The 16,768-nt window shown below is 69.2% G+C and carries 14 protein-coding genes; 11 read left to right on the forward strand and 3 right to left on the reverse strand.

Annotation, left to right across the window (positions count from 1 at the left end; genetic code table 11):
• The 8 genes from OG507_RS36570 (at window position 1) to OG507_RS36605 (ending at window position 7,440) form a co-directional block, all read left to right on the forward strand.
• Window positions 1-1,119, forward strand: coding sequence for an MCE family protein (locus OG507_RS36570; protein ID WP_327371387.1), 1,119 nt, complete (start codon window positions 1-3; stop codon window positions 1,117-1,119).
• Window positions 1,116-2,270 carry an MCE family protein gene (locus tag OG507_RS36575; protein ID WP_327371388.1) on the forward strand — a complete coding sequence of 385 codons (1,155 nt, stop codon included), beginning with the start codon at window positions 1,116-1,118 and terminating at the stop codon, window positions 2,268-2,270. Before OG507_RS36570 ends, OG507_RS36575 begins: the two co-directional genes overlap by 4 nt.
• Window positions 2,267-3,529, forward strand: a complete 1,263-nt coding sequence (locus OG507_RS36580; RefSeq protein ID WP_327371389.1) for an MlaD family protein — start codon at window positions 2,267-2,269, stop codon at window positions 3,527-3,529. Before OG507_RS36575 ends, OG507_RS36580 begins: the two co-directional genes overlap by 4 nt.
• Window positions 3,526-4,047 (forward strand): hypothetical protein, encoded by a 522-nt coding sequence (locus OG507_RS36585; RefSeq protein WP_327371390.1) that lies wholly within the window; start codon window positions 3,526-3,528, stop codon window positions 4,045-4,047. Before OG507_RS36580 ends, OG507_RS36585 begins: the two co-directional genes overlap by 4 nt.
• A gap of 23 nt (window positions 4,048-4,070) precedes the next feature.
• Window positions 4,071-4,808: a hypothetical protein gene (locus OG507_RS36590; RefSeq protein WP_442811073.1), complete on the forward strand. Its 738-nt coding sequence runs from the start codon at window positions 4,071-4,073 to the stop codon at window positions 4,806-4,808.
• Window positions 4,809-4,890: 82 nt separating this feature from the next.
• Window positions 4,891-5,421: a nuclear transport factor 2 family protein gene (locus OG507_RS36595; protein ID WP_327371391.1), complete on the forward strand. Its 531-nt coding sequence runs from the start codon at window positions 4,891-4,893 to the stop codon at window positions 5,419-5,421.
• Between the two features lie 44 nt (window positions 5,422-5,465).
• Entirely contained in the window at window positions 5,466-6,188 is a 723-nt protein-coding gene (locus OG507_RS36600; protein ID WP_327371392.1) for a hypothetical protein, read from the forward strand.
• A gap of 22 nt (window positions 6,189-6,210) precedes the next feature.
• On the forward strand, window positions 6,211-7,440 hold the full coding sequence (locus OG507_RS36605) for a lytic transglycosylase domain-containing protein (protein WP_327371393.1): 1,230 nt from the start codon (window positions 6,211-6,213) through the stop codon (window positions 7,438-7,440).
• Here OG507_RS36605 and OG507_RS36610 read toward each other — a convergent pair.
• A complete protein-coding gene (locus OG507_RS36610; RefSeq protein ID WP_327371394.1) occupies window positions 7,423-8,490 on the reverse strand; it encodes an ATP-dependent DNA ligase in 1,068 nt (355 codons plus the stop codon). The two genes, OG507_RS36605 and OG507_RS36610, sit on opposite strands and share 18 nt — an antisense overlap.
• Before the next feature lie 98 nt (window positions 8,491-8,588).
• On the opposite strand from OG507_RS36610, the gene ligD reads away from it, so the two are divergent.
• On the forward strand, window positions 8,589-9,599 hold the full coding sequence (gene ligD / locus OG507_RS36615; RefSeq protein WP_327372223.1) for a non-homologous end-joining DNA ligase: 1,011 nt from the start codon (window positions 8,589-8,591) through the stop codon (window positions 9,597-9,599).
• Entirely contained in the window at window positions 9,596-10,675 is a 1,080-nt protein-coding gene (locus OG507_RS36620) for an ABC transporter permease (RefSeq protein WP_327371396.1), read from the forward strand. Before ligD ends, OG507_RS36620 begins: the two co-directional genes overlap by 4 nt.
• Window positions 10,676-10,687: 12 nt before the next feature.
• Here OG507_RS36620 and OG507_RS36625 read toward each other — a convergent pair whose 3' ends face one another.
• Both OG507_RS36625 and OG507_RS36630 read right to left on the reverse strand, forming a co-directional pair.
• Entirely contained in the window at window positions 10,688-12,922 is a 2,235-nt protein-coding gene (locus OG507_RS36625; RefSeq protein WP_327371397.1) for an OmpL47-type beta-barrel domain-containing protein, read from the reverse strand.
• The gene (locus OG507_RS36630) at window positions 12,919-15,411 is read right to left on the reverse strand and encodes a ThuA domain-containing protein (RefSeq protein WP_327371398.1); all 2,493 of its coding nucleotides are present in this window, start codon (window positions 15,409-15,411) and stop codon (window positions 12,919-12,921) included. Before OG507_RS36630 ends, OG507_RS36625 begins: the two co-directional genes overlap by 4 nt.
• A 288-nt stretch (window positions 15,412-15,699) precedes the next feature.
• Here OG507_RS36630 and OG507_RS36635 point away from each other — a divergent pair, with 288 nt between their 5' ends.
• Complete coding sequence (locus OG507_RS36635) at window positions 15,700-16,764, forward strand: multicopper oxidase domain-containing protein (RefSeq protein WP_327371399.1); 1,065 nt, start codon at window positions 15,700-15,702, stop codon at window positions 16,762-16,764.
• Window positions 16,765-16,768 lie beyond the last annotated feature (4 nt).

Here is a 16,768-nt window from a genome sequence, read left to right on the forward strand (position 1 = left end):
ATGAGACTCACGCGCATCGTCGGCATCGGCGCCGGACTCGCCGTCGTGGCCGTCGCGGCCACCAGTGGTGTGATGGCCATGGGCGAGGAGGGAACGACCACCATCACCGCCTACTTCGACCGGGCCACCGGCGTATACGCCGGATCGGACCTGCGGATCCTCGGCGTGAAGGTCGGCCGCGTCGAATCGGTCACGCCGCGGGGCGACGAGGTCAGGGTCACCCTGCGGGTCGACAAGGGCATCAAGGTCCCCAAAAAAGCCCATGCCGTGGTCGTCGCCCCCAGCCTCGTCGCCGACCGCTACGTACAACTCGCCCCCGTCTACGACGGGGGAGCGGTGATGGCGGACGATGCCGTACTGCCGGCCGCGGACAACGCCACACCCGTCGAGGTCGACCAGCTGTACGACTCCATCACGGAACTCTCCACGGCCCTCGGCCCGGACGGAGCGAACGCCGACGGAGCGCTCTCCGCGCTCCTGGACACCGGCGCCGAGAACCTCGACGGCAACGGAAAGGCCATCGGGAACTCCATCGAACAGTTCGGCAAGGCCACCAAGACCCTCGACAGGAGCAGCGGGAACCTCTTCGACACCCTGGCCTACCTGCAGACCTTCACCACCGTGCTGAAGGAGAACGACGGCAATGTGCGCGCCGCCGAACAGCAGCTCAACTCCGTCACCGGCTTCCTCGCCGACGACAAGGAGAACCTCAGCGCGGCACTGAAGGAGCTGGGCACCGCCCTCGGCCAGGTCAAGAGCTTCATCCAGAAGAACCGCGGCGCCCTGAAGGCGAACGTGGACGCCCTGGTGCCGCTCACCCAGACCCTGGTCGACCAGCGCGCCTCGCTCGCCGAGTCGATGGACACGCTGCCGCTCTCCGCGGGAAACGTGATCAACGCCTACGACCCGGTGAACCGCACCCTCAACGGCCGTACGAACCTCAACGAGCTGTCCATGGGCGGACCGCTCACCGAGGGCCCGGCCGCCGGACTCGCGGGCCTCACACCGGTGGACGGCACACGGCAGAAGGCGCTGCCCGCCCTGCCGCTCCCGCCCGTCGGCACGGTCTACGGCACCCCGGCGAAGACCGCCACGCAGAAGAAGGGGGCGAACCGATGAGCCGAGCCCTCCGCGCACCCGGAGCCCGCACGACCGGCGTCGTCGCAGTACTGGCCGCGGGCGTCGGTCTGGCCCTGGTCGTCACCGGGCCGGGGCTGGCGACCTTCACCGGCATCGACCAGGTGCCGCTGCCCGGCGGGGCCGACCTCGGCGACCACCCGTACGAGATCACCGCGGAATTCGCGGACGTGCTCAGCCTCGCCCCGCAGTCCTCGGTGAAGGTCAACGACGTCGCCGTCGGCCGGGTCACCAAGATCTCCCTGAACCCGGGCAACTGGAACGCCAAGGTCACCATGCGGGTCAACGGCAAGGTCGAACTGCCCGAGAACGCCTACGCCCACCTCGAACAGTCCAGCCTCCTCGGCGAGAAGTACATCCAGCTGGCCCCACCGGCGACCGGCACCGCCCGGGGCAGACTCGCCGACGGAGACCGGATCCCGCTGATGCGGACCAACCGCAACCCCGAGGTCGAAGAGGTCTTCGGCGCCCTGTCGATGCTCCTCAACGGCGGCGGCATCAACCAGCTCAAGACCATCACCACCGAGCTCAACAAAGCACTCGCCGGACAGGAACCCCAGGTCCGCTCCATGCTCAGCAGGGTCAACACCCTCGTCACGAACCTGGACGGCCACAAGGACGACATCACCGACGCACTCGACGGGGTCAACCGGCTCTCCGCCACCCTCGCCACCCGCAAACAGGACGTCGGCACCGTCCTCACCGGGCTCAGCCCCGGACTGAAAGTCCTGGAGAAACAGCGCGGCTCGCTCCTCACCATGCTGCGCTCGCTCGACACCCTCTCCACCGTCGCCGTCGACACGATCAACAAGAGCAAGGCCGACATGATCGCCGACCTCAGAGCCATCGCCCCCAGCCTCAAGGCGCTCGCCGACTCCGGCAGCGACCTGCCGGACTCCCTCCAGGTGCTGCTCACCTACCCGTTCACGGACGAGGTGCTGCGCGGAGTGAAGGGCGACTACCTCAACGTCTACCTGGATGTGACGGCCATGCCCGGCACACAGATCATCCCGCCGCTCGACCCGGACGCCACCGTGCCTCCCGCAATCTCCACGCCTGCGAAATCCGGCTCGGCGCTGCCGCTGCCGCTTCCCCCGGTCCCGACGGCGGGCACGAAGGGGAGCAGCCGATGATCACCCTCGCCATCCGGCTCAAGAACATCGCCTTCCTGATCGTCGCGGTGCTCGTCCTCGGCTATCTCGGGGTGCGGTACGCCGACCTCGGCCACTACCTCGGCCTGCGCAGCTACTACACCGTCACGGTCCAACTCCCGCGTACGGGAGGGCTGTACACCCACTCCAACGTCTCCTACCGAGGTGTGTCCGTGGGCCGGGTCGGACCGATCGAGCTCACCGACGACGGAGTCGAGGCCGAACTGCGCATCGAGAAGGACGCCGCACCCATCCCGGACGGCCTCAAGGCCGTCGTCGCCAACCTGTCCGCGGTCGGCGAGCAGTACGTGGATCTGCGGCCCACCCGCACCGGCGGCCCGTACCTGGAGAACGGCTCGGTCATCGACCAGGCCGACACCACCGTCCCGGCCCCCGTCACCGATGTCCTCACCAGCGTCAACGACCTGGCGGGCTCCGTCGATCAGGAGTCCCTGCGCACGGTCGTCGAGGAGTTCGGCGCCGCGTTCGAGGGGCGCGGTGACGACCTCCAGGTGCTGCTGGACACCGGGAGCGACTTCGTCCAGGCGGCCGACGACGCTCTGCCGGTCAACACCAGGCTGATGGTCGACGGCGAGACCGTGCTGCGCACCCAGGCCGAACAGGGCGAGGCGCTCAAGGGATTCGCCTCCGGCGCGAAGGAACTGGCCGCAGAACTCAAGGGATCCGACACCGACCTGCGCAAGCTGATCGCGGTCGCCCCCGATGCGACCGGCCAGATCAGCGGACTGCTGCGGGACATCGACCCCAGCTTCGGCGTCGTCGTCGCAAACCTTCTCACCACCTCCGAGGTTGCCGTCACCCGACAGCGCGGACTGGAGGAACTCCTGGTGAAACTACCCGCGGTGGCGGCCGCGGGGTCGAGCGCCGTGGACCAGAACGGGGCCCGGTTCGGCATGTCCGTCACCTTCTTCGAACCGTTGCCCTGCACCGCCGGATACGGCTCGACCGTCTACCGCAACGGTCTGGACACCTCGGCGGGCCCGCCGGTCAACACCAAGGCCCGCTGCGCCTCGTCGCCCGGCACCGGCATCAACGTGCGGGGCAGCGCCAACGCGCCGAAGGGCGGCCCGGTCCCCGAGCCCGCCAAGCCCGGCTCGATGCTCCTCGGGCCCGGTTCGGCGGACCGGCTCCCCGGTGCACTCGGCGTCACCGGGGACGCCTCGCCACCGGCCGACGGCATGGCCGGCCTGCTGGGGCTCGGACAGGGAGGCGGCGCATGACGTCCCGTGCGAAGGCCCTGAGCGGCTGGGCGGTGCTGCTCGCCGCCGTACTGATCTGCGCACTCGGCGGCTGGTCCTACGCCCAGGCGCGCGGCGACGAGGACCTGTCGTACGCGAAGAGCCGCGACGCCGCGCTGGCCGACGGGAAACGCCACCTCGCCCGGCTCAACAGCCTCGACGGCAAGGATGCCAGGAGCGTCGGTGCGGGCCTCGGCACCTGGCTCGACTCCTCGACCGGCCCGTTGCACGACCAGCTGAAGCGCACCCGGACCAAGGACGCGGGCGAGCTGACGAAGTCCGGTTCCACCGCGCGCGGCAAGGTCACGGACTCGGCACTCACCGCGCTCGACGAGCGGACCGGTACGGCGCAGATGATCGCGACCGTCGACGTCGAGGTCACCCCGCGCACCGGCAAGGGCGGCACCGAACGCAAACGCTTCGAGGCCACGCTCGCCAGGACCGCGGACGGCTGGAAGGTCAAGGCGCTCACAGCGATTCCGGTCGGGGGCGGCGCATGAAGCAGCGGGGAGGGACAACGGTCGTGAGCACGGACATGGCAGCAAAGGACGCGAAAGACGTCGATGAAGCCGAAGCCGAAGCCGAGGCCGAAGCCGAGGCCGAAGCCGAAGCCGAAGCCGAAGCCGAAGCCGAAGCCGAAGCCGAAGCCGAAGCCGAGATCGAATCCGAATCCGAATCCGAATCCGAAACCGAGGACGTCGAGGAACGCGATGCGGCCGCCGGTGAGGACCCGCCCGATCCCGCGGCCCCGCCCGGCGACGGCCGCCGATGGCCCGGCATCGTGGCAGCGGTACTCGTCGTCGCACTGCTCGCGGCCGGCGGCGCACTCTTCGCCAAGGGCAGGCAGTTGCGCGACGCCCCCGCCGCGTCGAACCGCGCACTGACAGACAGCGAGGCGACCACCCGGGTCGCGGGCGATGTCAGCAACGCGCTCGGCAAGGTCTTCTCCTACAGCCCGCAGGCGACGGACGTCACCAAGGAGTCGGCGAAACAACTCCTGGCGGGCAAGGCGCTCCAGCAGTACGCGGCCCTGTTCGGCCAGGTCGAGAAGCAGGCCGCCGACCAGAAGCTGACGCTCACGACCCATGTCGTACGGGCCGGAGTGACCCGGCTGACGCACAGCAGCGCCCACCTGCTCGTCTTCCTCGATCAGGTCTACGAGCGCGAGGGCAGGCCGGCCACCACGGCGGCTGCTCAGCTCTCCGTCACGGCCCGGCTCCAGGACGGCCACTGGACCGTCGTCGAGATCACCGCCAGATAGGACAGCCACAGCCACAGCCACAGCCACAGCTCACACGCGAGCCCGACTCAGCACGGATCGGCCGGCAGGGGAGAGACAGCAGATGGCACGGGTACGGATGACGAGGAACCCGCTGGTGGCGGTGGCGACCGCGCTGACCGTCGCGGCGGCCGTCGCGACGGTCTGGGGCGGAGTGTCCCGCTACGACGCGACGCACGACGAATCGGCGGCGTATGCACAGGTCCGCGACGACGCGCTGGCCGCGGGCGAGCAGGCCGTGCAGAACATGAACACGCTCGACCACCGGAAGCTGGAGAAGGGGCTCGACAGCTGGGAGGACTCCACCACCGGTGATCTGCACCAGCAACTCGTCGATGGACGCGACGCGTTCGTGAAGCAGATTCAGCAGGCGAGGACCGTCAGCACGGCTCAGGTCCTGTCCGGGGCGGTGACCGAACTCGACGACCGGGCCGGCAGGGCCGGGGTCATGGTGGCGCTGCGGGTCACCGTCACCGCGCCGAAGGGCGAGCCCGCGGTGAAGGAGAGCCGGATGCTCGGCCAGCTCACCCGTACCTCCGAGGGGTGGAAGCTCAGCGCCCTCGGCCAGGCACCCGTCGGCAACACGGCCGGCTGACGCCGCCGACTGCCGCCCCGCCGCCACCCGAGAGGACCCCGGACATGTCGACGACCCGTCACCTCGTCAACCGCCGACGCCGCCTGGCCACCGTCGCCGCGGAACGCTCCACCGCCACTACTACCGCCCCGCCGCTCAAGCCCACGAACGACCACGCAATCACGGACGACGCCGAGACGAGGGATGCAGCGGACTCAACGGATACGACGGAGAAGACGGAGAAGACGCAACCGCGACGCAAGCGGCCACCCCGGCTCCGCATCCGGCTGCCTGCCGTTCTCTGCGCCCTCACCGTGCTCCTCGGTGCCTTCGCCGCCTGGGCGTTCGCTTCGGCCGCGAGCCTGCGCGACGACCCGTCCCGGCAGAACACCGCCCTCACCGACATCAGCCGCACCAGCGAGGTGAAGGGCCAGATCTCCGAGGCGGTCGGTGCGGTGTTCTCGTACAACTACGCCGCTACCGCCAAGTCCGATCAGGCGGCGAGAACATACCTGGTCGGCAAGGCCGTTCAGCAGCACAAGGACATGCTCGCGCAGGTACGGGCCCAGGGGCAGAAGCAGAAGCTCGTGCTGACCACGACCGTCACGGACAGCGGCGTCGAACTCCTCGACGGCGACCGGGCCAGGCTGCTGATCTACGCCGACCAGAGCAACACCCGTACCGGCAAGGCGGACGAGACGACCTACGCGGCGGCCATGTTCGCCGTGGACGCCGTTCGCCGCGGTGACACCTGGCGGATCTCCGCCATCGATACGTTCACCCAGTGACCCGGGGGAGAGGGGAGCACGCATGAGGTTCAACGGCACCATGCGCCGCGGGCTCGGTGGCACGGCAGCCGCGGTCGCCGCCATGGCCGCGCTCACCGCGTCCCAGGCACCGGGACTCGCCCGCCACGAGCCGACCGCGAAGGAGCGCCAGGAGGCCGACGAGGTCAGGTGGTCCCAGATACCCAATGACGACTCGTACCACACCGAACTGCCGCCGCTGCAGTCTCCGAAGCCGCCGAAGACCGGTGTGAAGCAGAGCCCGGCCGTCGCCCGCTCGTGGGCCGAGGCGGGCATCCCGGCCACCGTGCTCGCCGCCTACCGCAAGGCACAGAGCGCACTCGGGCGCACCGACTCCGAATGCCGTCTGCCGTGGCAGTTGCTCGCGGCGATCGGCAAGGTCGAATCCGGCCAGGCCGGCGGGGGACGGGTCGACGCCCACGGCACGACGACCGTCCCGATCCTCGGGCCGGTGCTCAACGGCGCGGGCTTCGCCAACATCCCGGACACCGACAACGGCGCGTACGACGGTGACAGGCGGTACGACCGGGCGGTCGGCCCCATGCAGTTCATCCCGTCCACCTGGGCCCATTGGGGCAGGGACGGGAACGGCGACGGCCGCCGCGACCCGAACAACGTCTACGACGCCGCCCTGGCCGCCGGGTACTACCTCTGTGCCGGGCCCCGTGATCTGTCCGTGAAGGCCGATCTGGACCGGGCGATCCTCAGCTACAACCACTCGGACACGTATCTGCGCACCGTGCTGTCCTGGCTGGAGTTCTACCGCAAGGGCATCCATCCGGTGGCCGACGGCAAGGGCCCCGTACCGAAGAGCCCCGGCGCGGGCGGCCCCAACAAGCCGACACACCCGGTCGGCGGTCCCGGCGCCCCGGGCGGCGGCATCATCGTGGGCCCGCAGCCCGGCGGTTCGCCCGGGCCCTCGTCATCGGCGTCCCCGGAGCCATCCGACTCGCCGACCGGTTCCCCGGACCCGAGCGGCTCCACCGACCCGACCGACCCCACGGGCTCCCCCGATCCGACCGACAGCGGATCAGCCACCCCGGACCCCGGCACGAGCCCCGACCCGGACCCAAGCACCTCGGAACCCGACCCGGGCCCCGACCCCGGCTGTCCCACGGATTCCGCATCCCCCGACCCGACCGACTCGGCCGGCACCACCGAGTCCCCGTCGCCCGACCCCACCACGAGCGAGGACCCGTGCGCCACGCCGTCGGGCTCAGAGTCCGCCGCCTGACAGCACCTCGGCCAGGTCGTACCGCACCACCTCTTCCAGCTGCGCGTACGTGCAGCTCGCGGGGGTGCGGTCCGGCCGCCACCGGCGGAACTGGGCGGTGTGCCGGAAACGGTCGCCCTCCATGTGGTCGTACGCCACCTCGCACACCCGCTCCGGACGCAGCGCCACCCACGACTGGTCCTTCTTCCCGGACCAGCGGCTCGGCGTTCCGGGCAACCGGGCGCGCTCATGCGCCTCGGCGTCCGCCCAGGCCGCCCACGGATGGCCGGTGAAATCGATCCGCAGCGGCTCCAGCTCCGCGATCAGCTCCTCACGGCGCTTCATCGAGAAGGCGGCGCAGACTCCGACGTGCTGCAAGACGCCCTCGGAGTCGTACAGGCCGAGCAGCAGCGAGCCGACGACGGGGCCGCTCTTGTGGAAGCGGTACCCCGCCACCACACAGTCCGCGGTCCGCTCGTGCTTGATCTTGTACATCACCCGGGTGTCGGGGCGGTACGGCAGATCGAGCGGTTTGGCGACGACGCCGTCCAGCCCCGCGCCCTCGTACCGTTCGAACCACTCCTGGGCGAGGGCCGGATCCGTGGTCGCCGGTGCGAGGTGGACCGGGGCCGACGCACCGGACAGAGCCGCCTCCAGCACGGTGCGCCGGTCGGACTGCCTGGTGGAGAGCAGCGAGTCGTCGCCCACCGCCAGGATGTCGAAGGCGACCAGACTGGCCGGGGTCTGCTCGGCGAGCAGCCGCACCCGGGAATCGGCGGGGTGGATGCGCTCACTGAGCCGGTCGAAGTCCAGCCGGCCCTCGTACGCGATCACGATCTCGCCGTCGATCACACAGCGCGGCGGCAGATTGTCCCGGACGGCGGTGACCAGCTCGGGGAAGTAGCGGGTGAGCGGCTTTCCGGTGCGGCTGCCGATCACCACCTCGTCGCCGTCGCGGTGCACGATCGCGCGGAATCCGTCCCACTTGGCCTCGTACTGCATACCGGGCGGGATCTTCGAGACGGACTTCGCGAGCATCGGCTTCACAGGCGGCATCACCGGCAGATCCATGGCCCCGATTCTTGCCCACGGGTGGACATACGTCTCCCGATATGCGGCATATGTGAGTCCGGCCTACCGTGACCGTCATGGGCGCAGTGGGAAAAGCGGTGGAACTGGAAGCCGACGGACGGGTCGTACGGCTGTCCAGTCCGGACAAGCTGTACTTCCCGGAGAAGGGCTACACGAAGAGGGACGTGGCCGAGTACTTTCTGGCCGTCGGCCCCGGCATCACGCGCGCCCTGCGCAACCGGCCGACCACCCTGCAGCGCTTCGTCGACGGTGTCGAAGGCGAGTTCTTCTACCAGAAGCGCGCCCCGAAGAACCTCCCCGACTGGATCCCCACCGCCCGGATCGCGTTCCCCAGCGGCCGCCCGGCCGACGAGATCTGCCCCACCGAACTCGCCGCCGTGATCTGGGCGGCCAACCTGGGCACCCTCACCTTCCACCCCTGGCCGGTCCGCAGCACCGACACCGACCACCCGGACGAACTGCGCATCGACCTCGACCCACAGCCCGGAACGGACTACGCCGACGCGGTGAGGGCCGCCCACGAGCTGCGGTCCGTACTCGACGAGCACGGTCTGCGCGGCTGGCCCAAGACCTCCGGCGGCCGGGGCATCCATGTCTTCGTCCCCGTCGAGCCGCGCTGGACCTTCACCGAGGTCCGGCGCGCCGCCATCGCCGCCGGGCGCGAACTGGAACGCCGGATGCCGGACCGGGTGACCACCGCCTGGTGGAAGGAGGAGCGCGGCGAGCGGATCTTCGTCGACTTCAACCAGACCGCCCGCGACCGCACGATCGCCTCCGCCTACTCCGTACGCCCCTTTCCGCACGCCCCGGTCTCCGCCCCGCTGCGCTGGGAGGAGATCGACGACGCCCGGCCGGGCGACTTCGACATCAGGACCATGCCCAAGCGCTACGCCGAGGCCGGCGACGTGCACGCGGACATGGACGAACACGCCTTCCGGCTCGACGGACTGCTGGAACTGGCGGACCGCGACGAGCGGGAGCGCGGCCTCGGAGACCTGCCGTACCCGCCGGAGTACCCGAAGATGCCCGGCGAACCGAAGCGGGTCCAGCCGAGCCGCGCCCGGAACGACGAGGACGGCGATGCATGAGCGCATCCGACCCGGAGCCCGTCACCCCGCACGGGGAACACGCCCGGCCCCTGGCCCGCGGTGACCGATGGGCGGCGTTCAAGGAGTCCCCGTATCTGCCCGCCGTCGTGCTCCTGTTCATCATCGCGGCCGCGGCCGGTCTCTTCGCCGGCTCCTATACGTACGCGATGGCCAACCCGACCCCGCGCAACATCCCGGCCGCCGCGGTCGACTACCCCGACACCCCGCGCGACAAGGTCTTCCTCGACCGGCTGGAGGGCACGCTCGACACCTCGCTGGTGCTGCACGAGTACGCCACCGAGGCCGAGGCCCGCACAGCGCTGGAGGAGCAGAAGGTCTTCGCCGTCCTGCGGTCCCAGAACGGCGGGGTCGGCCTGGACATCGCGAGCGCGTCCGGAGCCTCGGTCGCCCAACTGCTCGCCGAGTCCACGCTGAAGGCGGGGGAAGCGGCCCGTGTGCCGGTCAAGGTCACGGACGTGAAGCCCCTGCAGCGGGGCGACCCGCGCGGCCTCGCCCTCTTCTACATCTCGCTCGCCGCGGTGATCATCGGATTCGTCGGCGCGATCCAGCTGAGTGTGCACGCCAAGGGGCTGGAGCCGCTGGAGCGGGTCGGGTTCACCATCGCCTACGCCCTGCTCGGCGGGTTCGCGATCGCCGCTGTGGTGGACTGGCTGCTCGGCTCCGTCGACCTGCCGTTCGTCCAGTCGTGGATGATCCTCGCCCTCACCATGTTCACCACGGGCATGGTCTTCACCATGTTCAACACCCTGATCGGGCGCTGGGCGATGATCCCCACCTGGGGACTGATGGTGATGCTCGGCAACCCGTCCTCCGGCGGTGCGGTGTCCTGGCCGCTGCTGCCGTCGCTGCTCGGCTTCATCGGCCGCTGGCTCCCTCCGGGCGCCTCGGTCAACGCCCAGCACGCCGCCGTCTACTACCAGGGTCACCAGCGGGTCTTCCCGTACCTGGTGCTCGCCGGATGGCTGCTGGTCTCCTGCGCCGTGTTCTGGACACTGCGCCACCGGCACCCGGGAGGCCGCGACCACATGCCTCAGCATGCGGCCGCGGCCACCTGATGCCGGACCCGGCTACAGCTCCTTGATACGGATGTCGCGGTAGGAGATCACATCCGAGGTGCTGTGGACCTGGAGTCCGATGTAGCCGGACGAGTACCGCCTGCCGTCGGTGCCCGGGTCGTCGCCCCGCGGCGGCTCGAAGACCTGGCCGCCGTTGTTGTCGAACTCGTTCAGCAGGACACCGTTGCGGTAGATCGAGTAGTGCTGGTCCACCACCCGGATCTCGTAGTCGTTCCAGGTGCCCTTGGGCGTGACCCCGGCGCCGGCCAGACCGATCCGGTCGAATCCGTAGATCGAGCCGGTCTTGTACATGTCGCCGTCCGGCTTGTCGAGGATCTGCACCTCATGGCCGTACTTGATGGCGACCCACTCCGGGCGGGACTCCTCCGGGTTGTCGTGGACGTTCGGGAAGCGGACGAAGACACCTCCGTTGGCGTTGCCCGTGCCGGGGGCGTCGTCGCGCCACTGGAGCTTGAGCGAGAAGTCGCCGTACTGCCGTCCTGGGAACCAGAGCATCCCCATGCCGTCCACGGTCGTGGAGCTGGTGATCGAGCCGTCGGCGTTGAGCCCGAACTTGCCACCGCCGACCTGCTGCCACTTGGCGAGCGAGGCCGCCGTGCCGTCGAAGAGCTTCTTGTACCCCTCGTCCTGGCCCGGCTTGCCGATGCCCGACTGCTTGGCCGCCCGGTAGATCTTCTTGTGCTCGCGGGCGTCGATCACCCCGTCGGCGAGAAGCTTGTCGAGAACCTTGTCGACGTGCTTGAGGAACAGCGCGTGCGACGACCAGTCCTTCTCGTCCTCGATCAGCTCATTGATGGTGCAGCGGTTGCCCGTGATGCGGTTGGGTACCCCGGTGTCGACGGTGCCGACGATGACGGTGAGCCGCTCGTCGAACTCCGGGCAGTTCGGCGCGGGTACGCCCCCGCTCTCCGCGACGGTGAACGACACCTGCTTGGCCTCGGAGGTGTTGCCGGCCTTGTCCGTCGCCCGGTGGGCGACGGTGTGGTAGCCGACGCGGTCGACGATGACGGTGGTGGTGTACGCGAGGTACGGGCCGCCGTCGAGCGAGTACTCGACCTTGTCCACGCCCGATTCGGCGTCGGTCGCGGTGACCGTCACCCTGGCGCTGGTGATGTAGGCGTTGTCGGAGTTCTTGTCGCCCTCGACCTTCGCGGAGGTCACCGGCGGCGTCTTGTCCTGCGTCGGCGGTGCGACGACGGTGAAGTCGACCGACTTCCCGGCCGCCGCGTTGCCCGCCTTGTCGGTGGCCCGGTAGCGGACCTGATGCGTGCCGGTCTCATGCACCATCACGGGTGCGGTGTACGGCTGCCAGGCGCCGTCCGCCCCGATCGCGTACTCGATGGTGTTGACGCCGGAACCGGTGTCGGAGGCGGTCACGGTGACCGTCGCCATCCCCAGGTACTGACCCTGGTCGTCCTTCTCACCGGAGACGGTCGCCGAGGTCTCCGGCGGTGTCGTGTCGTTTGTCGGCGGCGGGGCGACCGCGAAGCCGACCGACTTCTCGGCCGCCGCGTTGCCCGCCTTGTCGGTGGCGCGGTACCGGATGGTGTGCGTCCCGACCTCGTTCACCACGATCGGTGTGGTGTACGGCTGCCAGGCGCCGTCCGCCCCCACCGCGAACTCGACGGTGCCGACACCGGAGCTGTCATCGGTCGCGGAGACGGTGACCGTCGCCTGACCGATGTACGCGCCGTCGGCGTTCCTGTCGCCGTCCACCTTCGCGGAGGTCTCGGGCGCGGTGGTGTCATCGCCGCCCCCGTCCTCGGTCACGGTGAGAATGCCCTGCATCGCCTCGTGGCCCGGCATGGTGCAGTGGTAGAAGTACCGGCCGGGCGAGAGCGTGACCTCGGCGGTGTGCCTGCCGCCCTGGTCGTCGGCCGGGTTGGCCAGGATGTTCAGCGTGACGTCGTTGTTGAACTCCGGGTCCGAGACGCTGAAGGTGAGGGTGTGCGGCATCCCCGTGGTGTTGCCGGTCGCCGCGCTGTTCTCGAAGACGATGGTCGCCTTGCCGGCCACCGCGGTCTTCGGAGCCGACAGATAGTGGTCGATCGGGTCGCCCGCCGTCCAGGTGAGGACCTGGTCCGCCGCCGCGGCGGCGGGAGCCGCCGTACGGCCGTACGCCGCCGTCGAGGTCAGCCCCAGCACCATCAGGAACGAACCCAGCAGGGCGAGCCACAACCGGGCGGGACGGTACCGCTGTCGCGAGAGGATCGAACGGTGTCTCACTGCACTGCCGCCTTCCTGGCCAGATCCTCGGCGGCCGGGGTCGGACCGCCGCCCTTGTACGTCACACGCCACAGCGCGGACTTGGAGTCGGAGGTGAAGAAGCCGCGCCCGTAGTCCAGGACGTACAGCGAACCGTCCGGGGCGAACTTCCAGTCCATCAGGTTGCGGATGCCGTCGGCCCCCACCGGGATGATCTTCTTCAAGGACTCGGCGTGCGTGGGCAGACCGCCCCTTCCGGCCGTCTTCGGGTCGGTGAGCACGGCGTGCCGCGGTTGGGTGTCGTCGTAGAAGTCGCCGACGAACCACTTGCCGTCCCAGTAGGAGGGCCACTTGTCGGCGCTGGTGCTCGCCGCGTCGTACCGGTAGACCGGGCCGTTCATCGTCGCCTGACCGCCGCCCTTGAGCCACGGCAGCAGCTGCTTCTGGTCCTCCACCTTGTAGCTCGGGATGCCGTTCGCGTCGCGCGGGTAGTCCACGCCACCGCCCTGCGGCGAGTACCAGATGGTGTTGGAGGTGATCGGCGGCAGATTCACCAGGCCGTCGTTGTTCGGCGACTCGTTCCTGGGGTGGTCGCAGTCGTACCAGCCGAGCGGCTTGCCCGGGTCCGGCAGATTGCGGTCCCGGTAGGGCTGCTTGTTGCCCATGCAGTACGGCCAGCCGTGGTTGCCCGCCTTGGTGATCGCGGCGAACGTGTCGTACTTCGCCGGACCCCAAGTGGTGCTCGGCGCGCCCGCGTCGGGGCCGACCCAGCCCGCGTACAGAGTGTCGGTCGCCCTGTCGACTGAGATCCGGGCCGGGTTGCGCACACCCATCACATAGATCTCGCCGCGGGTCTTGCCACCGCCCTCGTCCGGTTCCTGGCCGGTGAAGAGATTGCCCTCGGGCAGTGTGTACGTGCCGTCGTCCTCGGGGTGGATCCGCAGGATCTTCCCGTTGAGGTTGTTCGTGTTGCCCGCGGTGCGCCGGGCATCGGCGAACGAGACGCCCTTGTAGTTCGGCTGCGGGTTGTTGCCGGAGTAACCGTCGCTGAAACCGGAGGAGTTGTTGTCACCGGTCGCGATGTACAGGTTGCCCTTGGAGTCCCAGGCCATCCCGCCGCCCGCGTGGCAGCAGCTGTGGATCTGGACCGGCCAGTGCAGCAGCACCTTCTCGGAGGCGAGATCGAGCTTGTTGGTGGCCAGGTCCAGGGTGAACCGGGAGACCTGACGCACCGCCATCTGCTTGTCGCGGTCGATCTTCGAGTGGGGTGTGTAGTGCAGATACACCCAGCCGTTCTTCTCGAAGTCCGGGTCCAGCTCGATGCCGAGCAGCCCCTCCTCGACCTTGACCAGTTCGTCGCCGCCGCCCTTGTTGCCGAAGATGGTCAGCTCTCCGGCGAGAGTGACCTTCTTGGTCCCGGGGTCGTAGACATGGATCTGTCCCAGACCCTTGCCGATCTCCGGGTTGTTCCAGTCGGTGACGACCGGCTTGCTGTTGTCGGCGCCACCGCGCCCGATGTACAGCACCCGCCCGTCGGGGGCGACGACCAGCCCGTGCGGCTCGCCGATCTGGTCGTTGCGGCCCGGCTGGTTGGGCTGGGTGACGCGCTCGGCCTTGTAGTTGGAGGTGATCGTCGCACTGCAGTCGGCCTGCGATATCCGCGTCGTCCAGTCCAGCGCGCCGCGCAGATGGTCGCGGAAGTCGGTCTCCGCGAAGCTGTCGACCGTGCCGCCCATCGCCGTGTAGAAGGACCTGCCGCCGTCGTAGTCCCGGCACCAGGAGACCGGGTGGTCCCAGCCGTTGGCGCTCGCGCCCGGCTTGTACGTGATCTCCCGGACGCGCGCCACGGTGTGCACCTCACCGGACGGATTCTTCGTCCAGTTCAGCCACTTGTCGGGGCGCTTCCACTCCAGCGGGAGCTTCTTCGTCGCCGGGTGCTGCCGGTCGCCGATCTCAACCGTCGCGCGCTGTACGTTGCTTGGGCTGTCAGCGGCCGGGCGCGCCCCGACCAGAGCGGTGAACCAGTCCGAGTACGGTTCGGTGCGTGCCGCGTCATGGATGCCGAGGAAGCCGCCGCCGGCCTCCATGTACGCCTCCAGACCCGCCTCCTGCTCCGGGTCGAGGACGTCGCCGCCACCGGTCAGGAAGACGACGGCGTTGTACTTGCCGAGCTGCTTGCCGTTGGTGAAGACGGCCGGGTCGTCGGTGGCAACGGTCCGGAACCGGCCGGCTTCCGGCCCGGTCAGCCCGATCCTCTCGATCGCCGCGATCCCGGCGTCGACGGTCGGGGACTCCTCGGTGGCGGAGGCGTGGAACACCAGCACCTTGACGTTGGCGCCGCCCGGTGGCGACGGCAGGGACAACGTTGTCCTGATGCTGTTCGGTGGATCCGGATAGGGCCTCGCGCTGGCGGCGTTGCCGCCGAGTAAGGAAGCGGTCAGTGCGCCGGCGGCCAGGGCCGCCGCGAGACCGCGTCGCGATCTGGACCTGTGATGTGGTGTGCGCTTCATGTGGTCACCCACCCCTCTTTGGTCACTTCAACAGCGCACGAAGCTAGACCTCTTTTTGCGGCCCGCCAATAGCTATGGCAGCAATGGCACGAACTTTGTCCTGGGTGTGGATAAACGAAGATCACCCGGCTACGGTGTGGGCCGTCCGGGCGGCACCCGCGCCCCGCCAACCCCGACAAGCTCTGAAGCCGCCTCGATCCCCGTAACCTCCGTAACCTCCGCAGTCTCCGCGATCCGGGCAAGTTGGCAAAAACTCCGTAAATTCCTTAGCGCAGTGGGGAGTTCGACATGGACAGAAGGAGCTTCAACCGGCGGATTCTGGTAGGCGGTGGGGTGGCGGCCGCGACGGGTGCGACATCGTTGTCGCTCGGTGCGATCGAGGCCAGCTCGGCAGAACCCCCGCCCAGGACCGCCCCGGCGGGAGGTGTGGTCCGCCATCTCAAGCTGTACGCCGAGAAGCTGGCGGACGGTCAGATGGGATACGGCCTGGAGAAGGGCAAGGCAACGATTCCGGGCCCCCTCATCGAGCTCAATGAGGGCGACACCCTGCATATCGAGTTCGAGAACACCATGGATGTTCCGGTCAGTCTTCACACACACGGCGTCGACTACGACATCGCGAGCGACGGCACCCGGCTGAACAGGAGCATCGTCGAACCGGGTGCCACCCGCACCTACACCTGGCGCACCCATGCGCCGGGCCGGCGCAAGGACGGCACCTGGCAGCCGGGCAGCGCGGGCTACTGGCACTACCACGACCATGTCGTCGGTACGGATCACGGCACCGGTGGCATCCGGAAGGGCCTGTACGGTCCGCTGGTCGTCCGGCGCAAGGGGGACATCCTGCCGGACAAGACGATCGCGATCGTGTTCAACGACATGACGATCAACAACAAGGCGGCCCATGAAGCCCCCGACTTCCAGGCCACGGTGGGGGACCGGCTCGAAGTGGTCATGATCACGCACGGCGATTACTACCACACGTTCCATATTCACGGTCATCGCTGGGCGGACAACCGGACCGGCCTGCTCACCGGCCCGGACGACCCGAGCCGCGTCATCGATACGAAGATTGTCGGCCCGGCGGACTCCTTCGGGTTCCAGGTCATCGCGGGCGAACACGTGGGTGCCGGTGCCTGGATGTACCACTGCCATGTCCAGACTCACTCCGACATGGGCATGGCCGGGCTGCTGCTGGTCGCCAAGGCGGACGGAACGGTGCCGGGCTACGACCCGCACGACATGACGACCCACAGCACGCCGGCTCCGGGCAAGACCGCACCGGACGCGGCGGCCCCGGGCAAGACGCCAAAGGACACGGCCCCTCACGACCCGGCGGCACACGGGTCCTGAGGCG

This window comes from Streptomyces sp. NBC_01217, assembly GCF_035994185.1.
Lineage (GTDB): Bacteria > Actinomycetota > Actinomycetes > Streptomycetales > Streptomycetaceae > Streptomyces.